The sequence below is a fragment of the Streptomyces sp. H27-C3 genome (assembly GCF_030063415.1).
Classification (GTDB): Bacteria; Actinomycetota; Actinomycetes; order Streptomycetales; family Streptomycetaceae; genus Streptomyces.
In genome coordinates this window covers 73,055-92,478 of the sequence record NZ_JASITA010000017.1, presented here as the reverse complement: position 1 = coordinate 92,478, position 19,424 = coordinate 73,055, and the positions used below count along the sequence as shown (strand labels likewise).

Sequence of the window (19,424 nt, the reverse complement as noted above, 5' to 3'; positions counted from 1 at the left end):
CCGTTACCCGGACGTGGTGGCGCTGCGACCAGCCATGAGGGGAGACTGAGAGCAGATCGTCCCGGCGCGAGCCACGCGCCGCCGGCGTAACAGGAGGCATCCGTGCCGCATGTCCTTGTCCTCAATGCGTCGTACGAGCCGCTCGGCGTCGTACCGCTCCGCCGCGCGCTCATCCTCGTCCTTGAGAACAAGGCCGTCTGCCTAGAGGAATCCGGCGCCTTCATGCACAGCGCGACCCTCGTCATCCCGGCGCCCAGCGTCGTACGGCTGAAGAGGTTCGTGCGGGTCCCCTACCGGGGGCCTGTTCCGCTGACCCGCCGTGCGCTCTTCGCCAGGGACGGCGGCCGCTGCATGTACTGCGGTGGTGTCGCAACCAGCGTCGACCACGTCATTCCGCGCAGCCGCGGCGGTCAGCACGCCTGGGAGAACGTGGTGGCGGCCTGCCGCCGCTGCAATCACGTCAAGGCGGACCGGCATCTGCTGGAACTGGGCTGGCGGCTGCGCCATCAACCCGCGCCGCCGTCCGGTCTCGCCTGGCGCATCATCGGGACCGGGCATAGGGACCCGCGCTGGCTGCCCTACCTGCAGCCGTTCGGCGCGGACGATGTGATGGCTCGGATCGACGGCGTTTCCGCCTGAGGATCCGGGCCTTTGTCATCTGCCCCCTGCCCGTCTGTCGCTGCCCGTCTGTCGCCGCTGCCCGGCCGCTGCCACTTCCCGGCTGCCGCTACTTCACGGCGTACGCCTCCACGCCGAACAGTGAGTAGCCGAACGGCAGCGCCCGCTCGTCGCACTGGACCCGGACGAAGCGGACATCCTTCGCGTCCATCCTGACCTCCTCGCGCCCGCCCCTGCCGTCGCGGACGGTGGCCGCCGTGCGCCAGTTGCGGCCGTCCGCCGACACCTGGACGCGGTACTTCTTCGCGTACGCCTCCTGCCAGTGCAGTACGACCTGGCCGAGCCGTACCGGCTGCGCCAGTTCGGCCTGCCACCACGCGGAGCGGCCGATGGGGGACGTCCAACGGGTCTCCGGGTCGCCGTCGCCCGCGGCGCCGGCCGGGAAGTCGGTCGTCTCGTCGCCGGACGAGGAGATCCTCGCGCCTTCGCCGCGGACCAGATCGGCGTCGGCGGTCTGCGGGGCCGCACGCACCGTCAGAGTGCTCTGCTCGCCGTCGAAGGCGACGGGCACCGTGTACTCGCCCGCCGGTACGGCCTTGTCGATGGTGATGTCGAGGGGGACCGTGGTGCGGGTGCCGCGCGGCACCGTCGTGGTCTTCGGAGCTCGCACCTTGATGCCCTTGGGCGCCTTGGTCGTGAGCCTGCCGCGCACATCGGCGGGGCGCTGTCCGGTCAGCGCCACCTCGACCCGCTGCGGATCTCCGCCGATCTCCGCGTCCGTCTCGGCGCGTTCGAGGCTGAGCTCGGCGCGGGGCTCGTCGGCGAACCAGGGCACCACCCGGTGCACAACGGGGGCGCTCCCGCCGCTGTTCGCGCTCCCGGTGCCCGCTCCTGTTCCGGTCCAGGTCAGGCGCACGGCATCGACCCGCGCGCCCCCGGCGTCCGTTTGCGTCCAGCCGCTCGCGGAGAGCGTGCCCGCGCGCCGCCAGCCCTCGCCGGGGACATGGGTCTCGACGGCCGCACCCTCGCCCGTACCTGGCTCCGTCATCGCCGTCAGCGCCTCGACCGGGCGGGCGCGGCCCAGCCGCACGGTGTACGAACCTGGGCCCTCGGAGACGGTGCCGCTCTTGCGGTCCGCACCGGTCCAGGCGTCGGCCTCCTTGCCCGCCTTCGTCAGGAAGACGTCCAGGGCGCCCTTGCCGACGGTCACCCGGTCCTCCGCCTTGAGCGAGCCGCGTATCGCGTCCAGGTCGAGTGAGGCGCGCCAGGCGGCGTCGCCGTCGCCGCGCGCCTGGGCCTGGAGCAGATCGACGGAGAGCTCGCCCGCGGTGCCGTAGCGCGCCAACTGCTCGATCCATGGCTTTACTTCGTCGTCGAACGCGCCGTCAGCCGCGTCCTGGAGCCGCAGCGGTGTCTCACGCATCACCGTGAACGCGGCGCGCAGCTTCTTGGCTGCCGCGGCCTTCGCGGCCGCGTCGACGCTGCTGTGCGTCCGCCAGAAGTCGTCGATCAGCGGACGCAGATAGGCGGACTCCTCGCCGCCCAGCACGGACGAGGCGTCATTGCCGGCCAGCGCCCGCATCGCCTCGCGGGCCTGCGGGTCGGCGCCCGCCAGGTCGTCGATCGCCGCCTGCCACGACTCCTGCGGCTGGTAACCCCGCGGGTTCCAGGCGTAGTCGGCGGCCGTGAACAGTGGGATGCGCGAGGCGGCGGCCTGCTCCATGGCGTTGGCGAGGAGCACCGACGAACCTGTCGCCACGGCGGGCTCACGGCCCATGTAGGGGCCGAGGAAAATGCGGTCCTGCGCGTAGTCGTTGACCGGATAGTTGTCCATGGTGACCAGCGGATGCCTGAACGCGGAGCGCGCACCGGCCAGTTCGCGGCCCGTGATCGTCCTTGGCACGACCCCGACGCCCGTCCACGCCACGTGCACACCGCCGTCCAGCTGCGCGGCGAGAGCACGCCGGTAGTCCGTCGTGCCGTCCTGGTAGAACTCCGTCGGCATCACGGAAAGCGGCTCCGCGCCGGGGTGGCGCTCCGCCAGATACTGCGCCACCGCGTTGGCCACGCGCGCGTGGGCCTTCGCCGCGGCCTCGGGGCCGGAGCCGAAGGTCTCGGAGTCCTGTCCGCAGTGCCACTCGCTGTAGCTGACGTCCTGGAACTGGAGCTGGAAGGTGCGCACCCCCAGCGCCCACATCGCTTCGAACTTGCGGTTCAGCGCCTTGATGTCGTTGTCCGACGACATGCACATCGACTGCCCGGGGGCCACCGCCCAGCCGAGCGTCACATGACTGCCGCGGGCCCGCTCGGCGAGGGCGCGGAAGTCGGCGCGCTTGTCCGCCGGGTAGGGGTCGCGCCAGCGCGCCTGGCGGTACGGGTCGTCGCCGGGCGCGTAGAGGTACCGGTTCTGCTTGGTGCGGCCCATGAAGTCGAGCTGTGCGAGGCGCTGCTCGCGCGTCCACGGCTGCCCGTAGAAGCCCTCCGTCATCCCGCGTACGGCCGTTCCCGGCCAGTCGCGCACGAGGGCCCCCGCGATCTCCTTCGGCCGGGTCACGCCGCCGCTCCGGTCCTCGCCCCGCACCAGCTGGCGCAGGGTCTGCACGGCGTGGAAGAGGCCGTCGTCGCCGACACCTTCGATGGCGACCGTGTCCCGCCCCGCGACCTGGCCGACAGCGATGCGGTAGCCGCCGGGCGGCAGATCGGCGCGCTCGGGTGCGCGCAGGGCGCGCAGCGCGTCCTGCGCGCCGGTGCCCTGCGCCCGTACGACGAGTCCCGCGGCGGGCAGCGGGCCGCCGGGCGCGGCAGTGGTGACGCTCCGTGCACCCGCCGTACGCAGCAGCTCTTCGAGTGCCCGCAGGGCGTGCGGGTCGGCGTCCGGGTCCGCGAGCAGCACCACGTCCCGGCCCACCGGGACGGCCTGTCCCGCCGCCCGGATCGTCTGCGGACGCGGCCATACGGGGGGCAGCGCGGTGTCGCTCTCGCGGTCCTGCGTGGTGACCGGCGGCGCTGCGGGTGGCGTGCCGGGATCGGGCTGTGGAGCGGCGAACGCCCCGTTCGCACCGCCGAGCAGTCCGCTCATCACGGCCATGGCGACTGCGGTCGCGCTCCTCCTGCCCCCGAGCTGCACAACTGTCTCCTCAGTCCGCTTCGTGTGGGCACCGAGCCCACCACCCGACCGCCAAGGTGTCAATTTCCGCGCGGGGAACGGAATGTGAGCCGGGACACGTTGTGGAAACGTATACGTCTGCGGCCGTGCCCATTGGGTAGGGCTGCCTTGTCCACGTAGCCCACCTAGGGAGGCCCCAGTGGCCGCAGCTCAGCTTCTCCTGTCCGCGCTGTCCAAACCGGCGCTCGGCCCCGACGCGGTGCTCGACGCGGGATTCACCGACCCGCTGCTCCTCTGCGAACCGCCCCTGACCAGTGAGCCGCCGATGGCCGACGCCGCGCCGCTCACCAGCGAGCCGCCGATGGCGGACGCGGCACCTCTGACCAGCGAACCGACTGCCCACGGCACGGCATCGGGCGTGGAGCCCCTGGGGGTCTAGATGGGCCTTGCCCGGCTCGCCGCCCTGCACGGGGTCGCCACGTCCTACGCGCCCTCCGCGGACCGCACGCTCCAGGTTCCGGACGACACGGTCGTCGCCGTGCTCGCGGCCCTGGGCGTCGACGCGCGCACCCCCGCCGCGGTGCGGGCGGCGCTCGACGCGCACGAGGCCGCGGCCGAGCGCCGGCTGCTGCCCGAAACGGTGGTGGCCTGGGCCCCGACCGAAGCGCAGGGCCTCTCTCCGGTCCCGCCCCCCGCCCTGGCGGACCTCCCCGCGGGCACCCTGTTCCGGGTCGAGACCGAACAGGGCACGGCAATGGAGTGGCAGACATCGCCCGCGCCGGGCACGGGGCACGACCGGCGGCCCCCGGGCACCGCGACGCCGGGCCCCGCCCCGGCCGCCGCACAGCCGCCACGCGACGCCGTGAGCGCCACCCCCGCCCAGGGCGCCACCCCGGCCGCCGAGGCACCGCGGGGTACCGCGCCGGGCCCTGCGCCGGGCGACGGACCACAACCCGGGCCGGGCCCTGTACGAGGCGCTGCGCCGGGTGATGGACCGGACCCCGCGCCGGGGCCTGCCCCGCGTACCGCGCAGGACTCCGAGCCCTCCGCGCCGAGCGCCGAACCACCCCCCGCGCCAAGTGCCCGGCACAGCCCTGCCCCGCGTCCCACCCAGGACCCCGGGCCCCCGGCGCCGCCCCTCGCCCCCGGCGGCCGGCCCGCCGGAGCCGTGGCCGGGGTGCCCGGCTGGGGGCAGTTGCCGCTCGGGGTGCACCGGCTGGCCGTGCGGACGCCGGACGGGCGGGAGGACACCGCCACGCTCATCGTGGCGCCCGAGCGGGTGCCGCAGCCCCATGGGCGCTCCTACGGGCTTCTGATCCAGCTCTACTCGCTACTGTCCGAGCGCTCCTGGGGCATGGGCGACCTCGGCGACCTCGCGGAGCTCGGCTCCTGGTCGGGGCGCGCGCTCGGCGTCGGATTCGTCCAGATCAACCCGCTGCACGCGGCCGTGCCCGGCACGCCCACCGACGCCTCCCCGTACCGCCCGTCCTCGCGCCGCTTCCCCGACCCCGTCCACCTGCGGGTCGAGGACGTCCCCGAGTACGCCCATGTCCCCGCGGCGGACCGCGCGCGCCTCGACGTCCTGCTGGGGCGCGCCGCCGAGCTGCGCGATTCCGTGCTGCGCAAGGGCGCGCTGATCGACCGCGACGCCGTCTGGGTGCTGAAGAAGGAGGCCTTGGAGCTCGTAGGGAAGGTTCCGCTCGGCCCCGGCCGCCGTGCCGCCTACTGCGACTTCCTCGCCGAGCAGGGCACGGCCCTGGAGGACCACGCCACCTGGTGCGCGCTGGCCGAGACGCACGGCTCCGACTGGCACGCGTGGCCCACCGGGCTGCGCGACGACCCGCACGCGGCGGAGGTCCACCGCGCCCGCACCGAGCTCTACGACCGGGTCGACCTGCACTGCTGGCTGGCCTGGCTCACCGACTCCCAGCTCGCCGCCGCCCAGCGGGCCGCCCGTGACGCGGGCATGCCGGTCGGCGTCGTGCACGATCTGGCCGTCGGCGTGCACCCGGGCGGCGCCGACGCCTGGGCGCAGCAGGATGCCTTCGCGCACGGCATGTCGGTCGGCGCACCGCCCGACGCGTTCAACGCGCTCGGTCAGGACTGGGGCCTGCCCCCGTGGCGTCCCGACGTCCTCGCCACCCACGCCTACGCCCCGTTCCGGGGGCTACTGCGCGGACTGATGCGCAACGCGGGCGCGTTGCGCATCGACCACGTCATGGGCCTGTTCCGGCTCTGGTGGGTCCCGCAGGGCATGCCGCCCACCCGGGGGACGTATGTCCGCTACGACGCCGACGCGATGCTCGCCGTCCTCGCCCTGGAGGCGCACCTCGCGGACACGGCCGTCATAGGGGAGGACCTGGGCACCGTCGAGCCCGGCGTGCGCGACGCCCTCGCCGAGCGCGGCGTGTTCGGCACCTCGGTGCTGTGGTTCGAGCGCGACTGGGCGGGCCGGGGCGAGCCGCTGCCGCCGGAGAGCTGGCGTGAGCGCTGCCTGGCCACCGTCACCACCCACGACCTGCCGTCCACCGCCGCCCGCCTCACCGGCGACCACGTCGTGCTGCGCCACCGCCTGGGTCTGCTCACCCGCCCCCTCGCCGAGGAGTCCGCCCTGGAGGCGGCCGACGTGACCGAGTGGGTGTCGTACCTCGCACGGCTCGGCCTGCTGCCCGAAGAGGCGGGCGACGAGGAGGGCGAGATCCGCGCGGTCTACCGCTTCCTGCTGCGCACCCCCGCCCGGATGGTCGGCATCTGGCTGCCGGACGCGGTGGGCGACCGCAGACCGCAGAATTTGCCCGGCACCTGGGACCAGTACCCCAACTGGCGGCTGCCCGTCGCCGACGCGGAGGGCAGACCCGTGACCCTGGAGGAGCTGACAGCCGCACCCCGCCTGCGCCGGCTGATGGACGTCTTCAGGTCATAGGAGGGTCCTCGGAGGGCCTGGGAGGGTCCTCGGAGGGTGCCCCCGCGGGGACACCGGTGTCCTCTTACGGCACCCCCGGGCGCGCGCCCCCGTTGGGCGTTCGCTACGTTTGCCCCGTGGACAAGAAGAACGCCCTGCGCGCCGGCGCCGTCGCGGCCGGTACGACGCTGATGATGCTGCTCATGTCGTCCCCCGCGCTCGCGCGCACGCGCGACGACGGTGACGATCCCGGTCCCGGCCTGAGCGTGATGGAGACGCTCGGCCTCTACGTCGTGGCGCCGATCGGTCTTTTCGTGGTCATCGCGGGCCTCGTCATGGTGCTGGACAAGTCCAAGAAGCAGGCCTGACCCAACCGTTTCAGCGAGGGCGTCCGTTTTCCGTACCCGTACGGAAAACGGACGCCCTCGCCGTGTTCACCCGCCCGGGCAGTCCGCCTGCTCCCGGGCCGTACCGGCTCTGCCTACTCCCGGACCGTCCCGGCGAGCATCTGCCGCAGCAGCTCCTGGAGCTGCTCCAGCTGAGCCTCGTCGAACTCGTCGAGCGCCGCGCGCTGCAGCTCAAGACCGGCCGAGACCGCCTCGTCGACGAGGGCAAGACCGCGCTCCGAGAGGGTGACCCGCAGTCCGCGCCGGTCGTGCGGATCGGGGCTGCGGGACAGCAGCCCGGCCCGCTCCAGCTTGTCCAGCCGGCCCGTCATCCCGCCGGTGGTGAGCATCAGCGTCGCGGAGAGCTCGCGCGGTGACAGCGTGTACGGCTCACCGGAACGGCGCAGCGTGGCGAGGACGTCGAACTCGCCGCGGGAGATCCCGAAGCGTACGTACGCCTTCTCGACGCGGTCACCCATCGCACGCGCGATCCGGTAGACCCGGCCGAAGACGGCCATGGGGGCGGTTTCGAGGTCGGGACGCACCACGGCCCACTGGGCGGTGATGGCGTCCACGGGGTCCTTGGTCGTCATGTCCGCAGTATCCGCAGAGATCTGATCGGCCGCAAGAAAGTTGCTTGACGGAAAGTAGCTTAGAGGTAAGCTACTTTCGGTCGAGCAGCTCTGCGCGACGTGAACGACCTTGAGGAGCACGCCATGAACCGTGCCGGAACGATCGCGCTGACCGCACTCGCCCCCGTCTCCTGGGGATCGACGTACGTGGTGACCACCGAATTCCTGCCCCCCGACCGGCCGCTCTTCACCGGCCTGATGCGCGCACTGCCCGCCGGTCTGGTGCTGCTCGCGATCGGCCGGACGCTGCCGCGCGGCGCCTGGTGGGGCAGGGCGGCGGCCCTCGGGGTGCTGAACATCGGCGCGTTCTTCCCGCTGCTCTTCCTCTCCGCGTACCGGCTGCCCGGCGGGATGGCCGCGGTCTTCGGCTCGCTGGCGCCACTGTTCGTGGCCGGGCTCGCGGTCCTCCTGCTGAGCGAGAAGCCGACCGTACGCACCCTGCTCACCGGCATCGCGGCGGCGCTCGGCGTGAGCCTGGTGGTGCTGCGTGCCACCGCCGCGCTGGACATGGTGGGCGTGCTGGCCGCCCTCGCCTCCTCCGCCTCGATGGCCACCGGCACCGTCCTCACCAAGCGCTGGGGGCGCCCCGAAGGGGTGGGGCCGCTGGTGATGACCGGCTGGCAGCTCACCGCGGGCGGCCTGCTGATCGCACCCGTCGCGCTTCTGGTGGAGGGTGCGCCGCCCGCGCTGGACTCGCGCGCGGTCGCCGGATATCTCTACCTCGCGCTGGTCAACACGGCGGTCGCGTACTGGCTGTGGTTCCGCGGCATCGGCCGACTGTCCGCCACCTCCGTCACCTTCCTCGGCCCGCTGTCCCCGCTGACCGCCGCCGTCATCGGCTGGGCGGCGCTGGGCGAGGTGCTGACGCCGGTCCAGCTCCTGGGTATGGCGATCGCGTTCGGGGCGACGCTGTTCGGGCAGGTCGGGCCTCGCGAAACGTTCAGTTCTGCTGAAAAGAATGATCGGAACATTTCGATGGACCTGATGAGTGAGCCGGTGCGACGGTAGCCCCGCAACCAAGATCCCCAGCAGGGGAATGAGGCAAGGGAGAGCCCGTGAGCGTCCTGGACCGAGCCCGTATCGGCAGCGCCTGGCCGATGGCCGGGGGAGCGGGGCGACGAGCCTGCCTGCTGCGGCAGTCCGCCGGCCTCGGCCTGGTGCTCGCGGCCGTCGCGACGGCTCTCTGGTCGGGCAGTTTCGTCACCTCCCGCGCCCTCCACGACTCCGTCCCGCCCGTGCAGGCCGCCTTCTGACGCTGGATCGTGGCGATCGCCGCCGTCGCGTCCTTCGCGGTACGCGAGACCTGTCGCCAACGCCGCCTGATCCGAGCCCGCTTGGGCTACCTCACCCGCGCCTCGCTGCTCGGCGTCACCGTCTACAACACCCTCGTCAACCAGGCCGGAGTCACCACATCGGCCGGCAACATGGGCATGATCATGGCGGCCTCGCCGGTCCTGATGGCGGTGTACGCACGCCTCGGCGGCAAGCGCCTCGGCGCCCGGGGCGTCACCGGGATGCTCATCGCCTGCGCCGGAGTGCTGCTCCTGGTCAGCAAGGGCTCCCTGGCGCCGGACTTCGCGGCCGGAGACCTGTGGATGGTCGCGGCGGCCTTCAGCTTCGCCTCGTACAGCGCCCTGCTCAAGCTCCGTCCGGCCGAAATCGGCGGCCTGGCCTTCCTCTTCACCACCTTCGTGCTCGGCGCGCTGATGCTGCTTCCGGCGTACGGGATCAGCCTGGCGGCCCAGGGCGGCTTCGAGCCGACGGCCGGCACGGTCGGGCCGCTGCTGTACGTCGGCGTGTTCTCCTCCGCCGTCGCCTTCTTCGCCTGGAACAAGGCGATCGCCCTGATCGGCGCGGCCCGCGCCGGAATTGTCTACTACCTTCAGCCGGTCTGCGTGGCGCTGCCCTCCTTCGCCCTGCTCGACGAGGAAACGGGGCCCACGCGGATTCTGTGCATGGCGCTGATCCTGGATGGAGTGATGATCGGGGCGGGCCGGAGCAAGTAACTCCATCCGGATGTGCCGGAATTCATCGCACGGAATACTTCGCGCCGCTCCGCTGCGAGATTGCGGTGACCCTTGCTCGGTGAGGCCGGGGCATGCCGCATTCGGCCTCACCTGTACGGCGATCGACGAGGCCTTCGCCACGCTCGCCTTAAGGCCCGACACGCCGGCCGGGATAGGTTGCGTCCCATGATCGAGTGGGACATCAAGAAGCTGCGGATCCTGCGCACCCTGCGTGAGCGGGGGACCGTGACCGCGACGGCCGAGGCGCTGCTGATGACGCCGTCGGCCGTCTCGCAGCAGCTGTCCAACCTGGCCAAGCAGCTCGGCGTCCCTCTCCTGGAGGCGCACGGGCGGCGGGTGCGGCTCACCGACGCGGCGCATCTGGTGCTGCGGCACGCGGAGGCCGTCTTCGTCCAACTGGAGCAGGCCGGCGCCGAGTTGGCCGGGTATGTGAAGGGCGAGGCGGGGGAGGTGCGGGTCGGCGCGTTCTCGACGGCCGTGCCCGCCCTCGTCGTGCCGGCCGTGCAGCTGCTGCGGACGACGCACCCCGCGGTGGAGGTGCGGGTGCGGGAGGCGGAGGCCGCCGAGGCGTACGAGCTGCTGGCGAGCGGGGCCGTCGACCTCGCGCTGTCGCTGGCGGCGCACGCCCCGACCGCCCGTGACCCGCGACTCGCCCGCGTCCCGCTGTTCGCCGACCCGCTGGACGTGGCGCTGCCCGCCGGGCACCCGTTCGCCGGGGCGCCCGGACTGCGGCTGGCCGACCTGTCCGGCGAGGCGTGGATCTTCGGCGGCAGCGGACCGTGGTCGGAGATCACCCGCCGCGCGTGCGAGGCGGCGGGCTTCGTGCCGGAGCAGGCGCACAGCGCGGCGGGCTGGACGGCGATCCTGGCCATGGTCGAGGCCGGGATGGGGGTAGCGCTGGTGCCGCGGATGGCGGCGGAGCGGCGCACGGGCGTGGTGATGCGAGTGCTCAGCGCGGACCGGCCGCAGCGGCACGTGGTGGCGGCGGTGCGGCGCGGGGCGGAGGCGGGGCCCGCGGTGGCGCGGGTGCTTGCGGCGCTGCGCGAGGTCGCTGCGGCGCGCACCGGCTCGTAACCATGCAGTTCTGCTTCAAAGGCTGTCCAGAAACTTTCGATGGACCTGACTGGTCCCCGGCTGTGACAGTCGGGGCATGACGACGACCGAAGCGCAGCTCGAAGACCCGCACGCCAACGACGCCGCCCCCTACGGCGGAGGAGACCCGTACGCCGACTACCGGACCGGCGACTTCCCCTTCACCGGCCTCGTCGACCTCGCCGACCGCCGCCTGGGCGCGGGCGTCATCGCCGCCAACGACGAGTTCTTCGCCGAGCGCGAGAATCTCCTCATCCGCGAGCGGGCCGTCTTCGACCCCGAGCACTTCGGTCACAAGGGCAAGATCATGGACGGCTGGGAGACCCGCCGTCGTCGTGGCGTCGACGGTACGCAGCCCTTCCCGGCCCCCGACGACCACGACTGGGCCATCGTGCGGCTCGGCGCGCCCGGCGTGATCCGCGGCCTCGTCATCGACACCGCCCACTTCCGCGGCAACTACCCGCAGCGCGTGTCCGTGCAGGCCACCGCAGTCGAGGGCTCCCCGAGCCCCGAGCAGCTGCTGGCCGCCGACGTGAAGTGGGAGGAGATCCTGCCGGAGACCCCCGTACGCGGCCACGCCGCCAACGGTTTCGAGATCACCGCCGAGCGCCGCTATACCCACATCCGGCTGTGCCAGCACCCCGACGGCGGCGTCGCCCGGCTGCGCGTCCACGGGGACGTCGTCGCGGATCCCGAGTGGCTCGGCCTGTTCGGCACGATCGACCTGCTCTCGATCCTCAACGGCGGTACGTACGAGGACGCTTCGGACAAGTTCTACTCCTCGCCCGCGCAGATCATCCTCCCCGGCACATCCCGCAAGATGGACGACGGCTGGGAGAACCGCCGTCGCAGGGTCCGCGACACCAACGACTGGGTGCGGTTCCGGCTGGCGGCGCAGGGAGCGGTTCGCGCGATCGAGATCGACACGGCGTACCTCAAGGGGAACTCGGCGGGCTGGGTCGCGCTGAGCGGGCGCAACGGTGAGACCGGCGAGTGGTTCGAGATCCTGCCCCGCACCAAGCTCCAGCCCGACACGCTGCACCGGTTCAAGCCGGCGGCTCAGGCGGTGGTGACGCATGTGCGGCTGGACGCGTTTCCCGATGGCGGGGTGGCTCGGATGCGGCTGCACGGGGTGCTCACGGAGCAGGGCACGCAGGCGCTGCGGGTGCGGCACGCGGAGCTGACGGGCTGAGGTCTTGATCTTGGGGGGCGGGCCGCTGCGCGGGGCTGTGCTCTACCCGCCCCCTTCCCGAAGCCGGGGCGAGCCCCGGACCCCGGGCGCCCTTCGGGTGTGTCCTCAAGCGCCGGACGCGCTGAAGTTCAGCCCGCCCGGCGCTTGAGGACTTCGAGAACCCCTCCCGCTACGCCGAAGCCGCGTCCGCCGCCTGTGCCCGCAGCGCCCGCTCCACTCCGGCGCGGGACTCCGACATCAGCCGCCGCAGCGACGCGTTCGGCTCGGCCGAGGCCAGCCACGCGTCCGTCGCGTCCAGCGTCTCCTGGGAGACCTGGAGCGCCGGGTAGAGGCCCACCACGATCTGCTGGGCCATCTCGTAGGAGCGTGAGTCCCACACACCCTTGACCGCCGCGAAGTACTTCGCGGTGTACGGCGCGAGCTGCTCACGCTGATCGGTCTGCACGAAGCCGCCGATCGCCGCCTCCTGGAGGGAGTTCGGCAGCTTGTCGGACTCCACGACCGAGGCCCACGCCTCGGCCTTCGCCTCGGGTGTCGGCCGAGCCGCACGGGCCACCGCCGCGTGGCGCTCGCCCGCGGACGTCTTGTCCCGCTCGTACTCGGCGGCGATGTCGTCCTCGTCGTACTGACCGGTCGCCGCGAGCCGCTGCACGAACGCCCAGCGCAGCTCGGTGTCCACGGCCAGGCCGTCGATCGTCTCCGTACCCTGCAGGAGCGAGGCCAGCAGGTCCGCCTGCTGCGGCGTACGCGCGGTCGCGGCGAACGCGCGCGCCCACGCCAGCTGGTGATCGCTGTCCGGCGCGGAGCTGTGCAGATGCGCCAGCGTCGCCTCCGTCCACTGCGACAGACCCGTCTCACGCCACGCGGGCGTCGCGTACAGGTCCAGCGCCAGCTTCACCTGACGGTGCAGCGACTGGACGACACCGATGTCCGTCTCCTTGCCGATGCCGGACAGCACCAGCGCCAGATAGTCACGGGTCGCCAGCTCGCCGTCGCGCGTCATGTCCCAGGCCGAGGCCCAGCACAGCGCGCGCGGCATCGACTCGGTGAAGTCGCCCAGGTGCTCGGTGACGACGGCCAGCGAGTCGGCGTCGAGGCGGACCTTCGCGTACGACAGGTCGTCGTCGTTGAGCAGGACCACCGCGGGACGCGGCGTGTTCTCGGGGAACGGCACCTCGGTGCGCTCGCCGTCGACGTCGAGCTCGATCCGGCTCGTACGGACCAGCTTGCCCGCCTCGTCGAGGTCGTAGCAGCCGATCGCGATACGGTGCGGGCGCAGCGTCGATGTGCCCTTGGCGCCGGCCGGCAGCGCCGGGGCCTCCTGCCTGACCGCGAACGACGTGACGTTGCCCGCCTCGTCCGTGGTGATCTCCGGACGCAGGATGTTGATGCCGGCGGTCTCCAGCCACGCCTTCGACCAGGCCTTCAGGTCGCGGCCCGAGGTCTCCTCCAGCGCGCCGAGCAGGTCGGACAGGCGGGTGTTGCCGAAGGCGTGCGCCTTGAAGTACGCCTGCACACCCCGGAAGAACTCGTCCTGGCCGACGTACGCGACGAGCTGCTTCAGGACGCTGGCGCCCTTGGCGTACGTAATGCCGTCGAAGTTGACCAGGACGTCGTCGAGGTCGGTGATCTCAGCCATGATCGGGTGGGTGGAAGGCAGTTGGTCCTGCCGGTACGCCCAGGTCTTCATGGAGTTCGCGAACGTGGTCCACGAATGCGGCCATTTCGAGCCCACCGCGTCCGCCTGGCAGGCGATCGAGGTGTACGTGGCGAACGACTCGTTCAGCCAGAGGTCGTTCCACCACTCCATGGTGACGAGGTCGCCGAACCACATGTGCGCCAGCTCGTGCAGGATCGTCTCGGCGCGCGTCTCGTACGCCGCGTCCGTCACCTTCGAACGGAAGACGTACTGGTCGCGGATGGTCACCGCGCCCGCGTTCTCCATCGCGCCCGCGTTGAACTCCGGCACGAAGAGCTGATCGTACTTGGCGAAGGGGTACGCGTAGTCGAACTTCTCCTGGAACCAGTCGAAGCCCTGCCGCGTGACGTCGAAGATCGCGTCCGAGTCGAGGAACTCGGCGAGCGAGGGCCGGCAGTAGATGCCCAGCGGGACGCTCTGCCCGTCGCGCTCGTAGGAGCTGTGCACCGAGTGGTACGGGCCGACGATCAGCGCGGTGATGTACGTCGAGATGCGCGGCGTCGGCTCGAAGCCCCAGACATTGTCCTTGGGCTTGGCCCCCTCTGAATGTCGCGGTGGGGAGTTGGAGATCACGGTCCAGCCCTCGGGCGCCTTCACCGTGAACGCGAAGGTCGCCTTGAGGTCGGGCTGCTCGAACGACGCGAAGACACGGCGGGCGTCCGGCACCTCGAACTGCGTGTACAGATAGGCCTGCTGGTCGACGGGGTCGACGAAACGGTGCAGACCCTCACCGGTATTGGTGTACGCGCAGTCCGCGACGACCTTCAGCTCGTTCGGACCGGCCTCCAGGTGCTTCAGCGCGATCCGCGAGTCCCGGAAGACGGCGGCGACGTCCAGGGACTTGCCGTTCAGTACGACCTCGTGCACGGCCGGAGCCACCAGGTCGATGAAGGTCTCGGCCCCGGCCTCGGCGGACTCGAAGCGCACGGTGGTCGAGGACCGGTAGGTGCCGCCCTGCTGGGCGCCGCTCAGGTCGAGGTCGATCTCGTAGGCGTCGACAGTGAGCAGTCGCGCCCGCTGCTGCGCCTCTTCGCGGGTCAGGTTCGTGCCAGGCACCGGTCATCTCCTCGGTATGTGACGTTTTTGCCATCCTTCCACGCGGCCCGGGGGCGGGGCTGCTCGGTACGCTCGCAGCTGAGTCGGCAGGACGGCTGCCACAGCGCCGTGTCCGAAGTCCGCCGGTGCCCGGCCCGCCCCGCGCCGATGCTGGACGCATGACGACCTACCTCGCCCGCCCCATCACCCCCACCGCCCTCAAGCAGCTTCGCGACACGGACGACGCGGGCCGCCCCTGCGCGCCGTACACCGACGACGAGGGCGGCGCGCCGCTGCGCTGCTGTCTGTGGCCGAGCGCGGTGGGGGAGCGGATCGCGCTCGTCTCGTACGCGCCGCTGCGGCGCTGGGCCGCCGAGCACTGGGCCAAGCCCGGGGCGTACGACGAGCAGGGGCCCGTCTTCATCCACGCCGAGGAGTGCGAAGGGCCGGGTGACGGCGACGGCTACCCCTTCGCGCGCTCCGGCGCCCTGCGTACCGTCCGCCGCTACAGCGCGGACGGGCACATCACCGGCGGCCGGCTCCTGGAGATCCCCGAGGAGACGGCGGCAGGCTTCGACGCCGCGTTCGCCGAGGCCTTCGCCGACCCCGAGGTGGCGCTGGTGCACGTCAGGGCCGTCGAGTACGGCTGTTTCCACTTCGAGGTGCGCAGGCCGTGACACCCCCTAGTCGGTGAGCGCCCGCGCGAAGGCCCGTACCCGCTCCGTCTCGCCGTCCCGGTGCCACACCATGCCGAGCACCGAGTCCGGCAGCCCTTCGACCGGCACGAAGGCGACGTCCTTGCGGCCGTGGTACTCCGCCGTCGGCCGGCACAGCAGCATCGCGCCGCGGCCCGCGGCGACCAGGGTGAGGCCCTCCTGGAGCGTGCCGACCGACGGGCCGGGAACGGCCGAGGGCGCGTGGGCCTCGCGCCAGTACGCGGGGGCCGGGGCCGACGCCTCGACCAGGGTCGTCGTGGCCACCTCCGCCGCGGTCAGGGAGTCACGGGCCGCGAAGGGATGGCGCAGCGCGACCGCGACGGTCTGCTGCTCCTTCGAGAAGAGCGGGCCCAGCATCAGGTCGGGCTCCGCCACCGGCAGCAGCACGATCGCGGCGTCCACCTCACCCCGGCGCACCGCCCCGAACGGGTCGCAGAACGGGATCTCCACGATCTCCGTCACGCACGCCGGGTGGAGCGTCTGGAACACGGTGATCGCCCGCATCAGACGGACATCCGCCGTGCCCTGGAATCCGATCCGCAGCCGGCCATCGACGCCGCGCGCCTCGGCCCGCGCGTTGTCGACGGTGGTGCGCAGCGCGTCGTACGCGGGACGCAGCTCGGCCAGGAAGCGCTCACCGAGCGGGGTCAGCCGCACCCGGCGACTGGTGCGGTCGATCAGGCGTGCGCCGATCCGCCCCTCCAGTGCGCGCAGCAGCTGACTGATCCTGCTCTGCGACACATACAGCCGCTCGCCCGCGCGGCCGAAGTGCAGTTCCTCGGCGAGCACGAGGAAGCTCTCCAGCTCCCGGATCTCAAGGCCACCCGTGCCGCTGCTCATTGTCCACACCCGTCGATCGATAAATCCGGCTCACAGAACGATGAGGATTTCGCCGTTGTTCCCGGCGACCGGGCGGCCAAGGCTGGTCCTCATGCAACAGAGCACCGAACTTACGCGCCCCGCACGTGCGTTGCCGCCCGCTGTGTTCGGCGTCGCCGCGGCCACCTTCGCGGTCGTCACCACCGAGATGCTGCCGGTCGGCCTCCTCACCTCGCTCGGTGACGGTCTGCGCACCTCGGACGGCACCGCGGGCCTGACCGTCACCCTCCCCGGCGTCGTCGCGGCGCTCGCGGCACCCCTGCTGCCCGTCGCCGTACGCCGGGCGGACCGGCGGCTCGTGCTGTGCGCGCTGTTGACGCTGCTGGCCGCCGCCAACGCGCTCTCCGCGCTCGCCCCCGGCTTCGGCGTGCTCCTCGCGGCGCGCGCCCTGGTCGGCGTGTGCATCGGCGGGGTCTGGGCGATTGCCGCGGGGCTCGCGGTGCGGCTGGTGCGGGAGCAGACCGTGGGCCGTGCCACCGCGGTCATCTTCAGCGGGATCGCGGTGGCGTCCGTACTCGGCGTACCCACTGGCACTCTCATGGGTGAACTGGTCGGCTGGCGCTGGGCGTTCGCCGCGATGGGCGCCTTCTCCCTGGCCGTGGCCGTCCTGCTCGCCGTCCTGCTGCCGCCGCTGCCCGCCGGCGGTGCGGTGCGCCTGCGCGAGGTCGCTGGGCTCTTCCGGCTGCCCGCGGTCCGGGCCGGACTCCTGGTGGTGATGCTCCTGGTCGCCGGCCACTTCGCGGCGTACACCTATGTCCGCCCGGCGCTGGAGCGGATTCCCGGCATCGGCGCGGGACTGATCAGCGGGCTGCTCCTGCTGTACGGGAGCGCCGGCATCGCGGGCAACTTCCTGGGCGGCGCCGCCGCCGCCCGCGACTCCCGCCGGACCCTCCTCGCGATCTCCGCGGTGCTCGGCGCCACCGCGCTGCTGATGGCCGGCACGGGCGGCTCGCTCGCCGCCGCGGCGGCGCTGCTCCCGGTGTGGGGGCTGGCGTACGGCGGGGTGTCGGTCGGCGCGCAGAACTGGCTGATGGCAGCGGCCCCGCACAGCCGCGAGGCGGCCCCCGCGCTCTTCGCCGGGGTGTTCAACGCGGCGATCGCCCTGGGGGCGCTGCTCGGCGGCCGGGCCGCCGACCACTACGGCGTACCCGGCGCGCTGTGGCTGGGGGGCGCGCTGGCGCTGCTCGCGACGGGCGCTGTCATGACGGTGGGGCGGGGCTCCACCGAGCCCCGCCCCACCGCGCCCACCAAGAAGGTCAGCCCTTGAGCTCCGCGGCGACCAGCTCCGCAATCTGCACGGCGTTCAGCGCCGCGCCCTTGCGCAGGTTGTCGCCCGAGAGGAAGAGCGCAAGACCGTTCTCCGCGGTCTCGTCGAGGCGGATGCGGCCCACGTACGAGACGTCCTTGCCCGCGGCCTGCAGCGGCGTGGGGATGTCGGACAGCTCGACGCCGGGCGCCGCGCTGAGCAGCTCGTACGCGCGCTCCACGCTCAGCGGGCGCTCGAAGCGCACATTGACCTGGAGCGAGTGCCCGGAGAAGACCGGGACGCGCACGCACGTACCGGAGACCTTGAGGTCGGGGAGCTCCAGGATCTTGCGGGACTCGTTGCGGAGCTTCTGCTCCTCGTCGGTCTCGAAGGAACCGTCGTCGACGATCGCGCCGGCCAGCGGCAGCACGTTGTACGCGATGGGGCGCTGGTAGACGGCGGGCTCCGGGAAGTCCACCGCGTCGCCGCCGTGGGTGAGGTCGGCGGCGTGCTCCACGACCTTCTTGACCTGGCCGTCGAGCTCGGCCACACCGGCCAGCCCCGAGCCGGAGACGGCCTGGTAGGTGGTGGCGATCAGCGCGGTCAGACCGGCCTCGGCGTGCAGCGGCTTGAGCACCGGCATCGCGGCCATCGTGGTGCAGTTCGGGTTCGCGATGATGCCCTTGGGGCGGTTCGCGATGGCGTGCGGGTTGACCTCGGAGACGACCAGCGGCACCTGCGGGTCGCGGCGCCAGGCCGAGGAGTTGTCGATCACGACGGGCCCCTGCGCGGCGACCTTCTCGGCCAGCGCCTTGGACGTCGTACCGCCCGCGGAGAAAATCACGATGTCCAGGCCGGTGTAGTCGGCCGTCGACGCGTCCTCGACGGTGATGTCCGTGCCGTTCCACGTGATCGTGGAGCCTGCGGACCGCGCGGAGGCGAAGAGGCGCAGCTCGTCGACCGGGAACTTCCGCTCGACGAGGATCCTGCGCATGACTGTCCCGACCTGACCGGTCGCTCCGACGATTCCGACCCTCACGTTGACTCCTTTTATACGTATGTCTCGGGCAAGCCGGCCCATGACAAGCTCGCCCATGATGTGTATGGCCCCACTCGGATTGTCCAATCGATTGTCCGAGGGACGGGACACGGGGCCCCTGCCCCCACCAGACTCGACCCATGTCTGTGACAAAGAACAAGTGGACACCGACCCACGGCGACCCCTACCGGCCGGTTCCCTATCGCCCCGACCGTATGCAGGGCGCCGAATCCCTGGCGCGCGCGGCCGAGCTGCGCGCGCGCATGGACGAGCGCCGCACGGTGCGCCGGTTCTCGACGGACCCGGTGCCCGAGCAGGCGGTGAAGGACGCGATAGCCTGCGCGGCCACCGCCCCGTCCGGCGCCCACCAGCAGCCCTGGACCTTCGTCCTGGTCAAGGACGCCGAGGTACGCCGCCGGATACGGCAGGCGGCCGAGGAGGAGGAGCAGGTCAGCTACGACGGCAGGCTCGGTGAGGAGTGGCTGGCGGCGCTGCGCCCGCTGGGCACCGACGAGGTCAAGCCGCATCTGACTGACGCGCCCGCGCTGATCGTGGTCTTCCAGCAACGCCACTGGCTGGGCGAGGACGGCACCAAGCGCAAGCACTACTACGTCGACGAGTCGGTGGGCATCGCCGTCGGCATGCTGCTGTCCGCGCTGCACCTGTCGGGGCTCGCCGCCCTGATCCACACCCCGAGCCCCATGCGTTTCCTCTCCGAGGTGCTCGGCCGCCCCGCCAACGAGAAGGCGTTCGCCGTGATCCCCGTCGGCTACCCGGCCGACGACTGCGTGGTGCCCGACCTGGTCCGCAAGACGCTGGACCAGGTCATGGTCGAGGTCTGACCCGTCCCCGACG

Annotated in this window: 15 protein-coding genes and 1 pseudogene; 11 read left to right on the top strand and 5 right to left on the bottom strand. The window is 72.3% G+C overall.

The genetic code is table 11. From position 1 onward, the window contains the following. The first annotated feature begins 102 nt into the window (after positions 1-102). Positions 103-639, top strand: a complete 537-nt coding sequence (locus QMK30_RS18895; protein ID WP_283519460.1) for an HNH endonuclease — start codon at positions 103-105, stop codon at positions 637-639. A gap of 88 nt (positions 640-727) precedes the next feature. Here QMK30_RS18895 and QMK30_RS18890 read toward each other — a convergent pair whose 3' ends face one another. Further along, positions 728-3,745, bottom strand: coding sequence for a glycoside hydrolase family 84 protein (locus QMK30_RS18890; protein ID WP_283519459.1), 3,018 nt, complete (start codon positions 3,743-3,745; stop codon positions 728-730). Positions 3,746-3,923: 178 nt separating this feature from the next. Between QMK30_RS18890 and QMK30_RS18885 the strand changes: the two genes are divergently transcribed. The 3 genes from QMK30_RS18885 to QMK30_RS18875 all read left to right on the top strand — a co-directional run bounded on the left by QMK30_RS18885 (position 3,924) and on the right by QMK30_RS18875 (position 6,994). Next, positions 3,924-4,163 carry a hypothetical protein gene (locus tag QMK30_RS18885; protein WP_283519458.1) on the top strand — a complete coding sequence of 80 codons (240 nt, stop codon included), beginning with the start codon at positions 3,924-3,926 and terminating at the stop codon, positions 4,161-4,163. After that, positions 4,164-6,647, top strand: a complete 2,484-nt coding sequence (gene malQ / locus QMK30_RS18880) for a 4-alpha-glucanotransferase (RefSeq protein ID WP_283519457.1) — start codon at positions 4,164-4,166, stop codon at positions 6,645-6,647. A 116-nt stretch (positions 6,648-6,763) separates the two neighbouring features. After that, positions 6,764-6,994: a hypothetical protein gene (locus tag QMK30_RS18875; RefSeq protein ID WP_283519456.1), complete on the top strand. Its 231-nt coding sequence runs from the start codon at positions 6,764-6,766 to the stop codon at positions 6,992-6,994. 113 nt (positions 6,995-7,107) lie between these two features. Here the strand turns inward: QMK30_RS18875 and QMK30_RS18870 are convergent, their stop codons facing one another. Then, positions 7,108-7,605, bottom strand: a complete 498-nt coding sequence (locus QMK30_RS18870; RefSeq protein WP_283519455.1) for a MarR family winged helix-turn-helix transcriptional regulator — start codon at positions 7,603-7,605, stop codon at positions 7,108-7,110. Between the two features lie 123 nt (positions 7,606-7,728). On the opposite strand from QMK30_RS18870, the gene QMK30_RS18865 reads away from it, so the two are divergent. From QMK30_RS18865 to alc, 4 genes and pseudogenes are all read left to right on the top strand, one after another. Next, complete coding sequence (locus tag QMK30_RS18865; RefSeq protein WP_283519454.1) at positions 7,729-8,652, top strand: EamA family transporter; 924 nt, start codon at positions 7,729-7,731, stop codon at positions 8,650-8,652. 89 nt (positions 8,653-8,741) lie between these two features. Continuing rightward, positions 8,742-9,650: pseudogene (locus tag QMK30_RS18860) on the top strand (DMT family transporter). Positions 9,651-9,836: 186 nt separating this feature from the next. Beyond that, positions 9,837-10,745 (top strand): LysR family transcriptional regulator, encoded by a 909-nt coding sequence (locus QMK30_RS18855; RefSeq protein ID WP_283519453.1) that lies wholly within the window; start codon positions 9,837-9,839, stop codon positions 10,743-10,745. A 76-nt stretch (positions 10,746-10,821) separates the two neighbouring features. Then, on the top strand, positions 10,822-11,955 hold the full coding sequence (alc, locus tag QMK30_RS18850) for an allantoicase (protein WP_283519452.1): 1,134 nt from the start codon (positions 10,822-10,824) through the stop codon (positions 11,953-11,955). A 169-nt stretch (positions 11,956-12,124) separates the two neighbouring features. On the opposite strand, the gene pepN is transcribed toward alc, so the two are convergent. Further along, complete coding sequence (gene pepN, locus QMK30_RS18845) at positions 12,125-14,710, bottom strand: aminopeptidase N (RefSeq protein WP_283519451.1); 2,586 nt, start codon at positions 14,708-14,710, stop codon at positions 12,125-12,127. 158 nt (positions 14,711-14,868) lie between these two features. On the opposite strand from pepN, the gene QMK30_RS18840 reads away from it, so the two are divergent. After that, positions 14,869-15,366, top strand: coding sequence for a DUF1203 domain-containing protein (locus tag QMK30_RS18840; protein WP_283519450.1), 498 nt, complete (start codon positions 14,869-14,871; stop codon positions 15,364-15,366). Between the two features lie 6 nt (positions 15,367-15,372). On the opposite strand, the gene QMK30_RS18835 is transcribed toward QMK30_RS18840, so the two are convergent. Beyond that, positions 15,373-16,245, bottom strand: a complete 873-nt coding sequence (locus tag QMK30_RS18835) for a LysR family transcriptional regulator (RefSeq protein WP_283519449.1) — start codon at positions 16,243-16,245, stop codon at positions 15,373-15,375. A 91-nt stretch (positions 16,246-16,336) separates the two neighbouring features. Here QMK30_RS18835 and QMK30_RS18830 point away from each other — a divergent pair, with 91 nt between their 5' ends. Further along, complete coding sequence (locus tag QMK30_RS18830; RefSeq protein ID WP_283519448.1) at positions 16,337-17,551, top strand: MFS transporter; 1,215 nt, start codon at positions 16,337-16,339, stop codon at positions 17,549-17,551. On the opposite strand, the gene QMK30_RS18825 is transcribed toward QMK30_RS18830, so the two are convergent. Then, on the bottom strand, positions 17,541-18,569 hold the full coding sequence (locus QMK30_RS18825; RefSeq protein ID WP_283519447.1) for an aspartate-semialdehyde dehydrogenase: 1,029 nt from the start codon (positions 18,567-18,569) through the stop codon (positions 17,541-17,543). The two genes, QMK30_RS18830 and QMK30_RS18825, sit on opposite strands and share 11 nt — an antisense overlap. Before the next feature lie 140 nt (positions 18,570-18,709). Here QMK30_RS18825 and QMK30_RS18820 point away from each other — a divergent pair, with 140 nt between their 5' ends. Beyond that, the gene (locus QMK30_RS18820; protein WP_283519446.1) at positions 18,710-19,411 is read left to right on the top strand and encodes a nitroreductase family protein; all 702 of its coding nucleotides are present in this window, start codon (positions 18,710-18,712) and stop codon (positions 19,409-19,411) included. Positions 19,412-19,424 lie beyond the last annotated feature (13 nt).

Coding starts and splice junctions, on each gene's coding strand:
- malQ (WP_283519457.1), top strand. CDS start 4,164: ATGGGCCTTGCCCGGCTCGCCGCCCTGCACGGGGTCGCCACGTCCTAC.
- QMK30_RS18870 (WP_283519455.1), bottom strand. CDS start 7,605: ATGACGACCAAGGACCCCGTGGACGCCATCACCGCCCAGTGGGCCGTG.
- QMK30_RS18865 (WP_283519454.1), top strand. CDS start 7,729: ATGAACCGTGCCGGAACGATCGCGCTGACCGCACTCGCCCCCGTCTCC.
- QMK30_RS18855 (WP_283519453.1), top strand. CDS start 9,837: ATGATCGAGTGGGACATCAAGAAGCTGCGGATCCTGCGCACCCTGCGT.
- alc (WP_283519452.1), top strand. CDS start 10,822: ATGACGACGACCGAAGCGCAGCTCGAAGACCCGCACGCCAACGACGCC.
- QMK30_RS18840 (WP_283519450.1), top strand. CDS start 14,869: ATGACGACCTACCTCGCCCGCCCCATCACCCCCACCGCCCTCAAGCAG.
- QMK30_RS18835 (WP_283519449.1), bottom strand. CDS start 16,245: ATGAGCAGCGGCACGGGTGGCCTTGAGATCCGGGAGCTGGAGAGCTTC.
- QMK30_RS18830 (WP_283519448.1), top strand. CDS start 16,337: ATGCAACAGAGCACCGAACTTACGCGCCCCGCACGTGCGTTGCCGCCC.
- QMK30_RS18820 (WP_283519446.1), top strand. CDS start 18,710: ATGTCTGTGACAAAGAACAAGTGGACACCGACCCACGGCGACCCCTAC.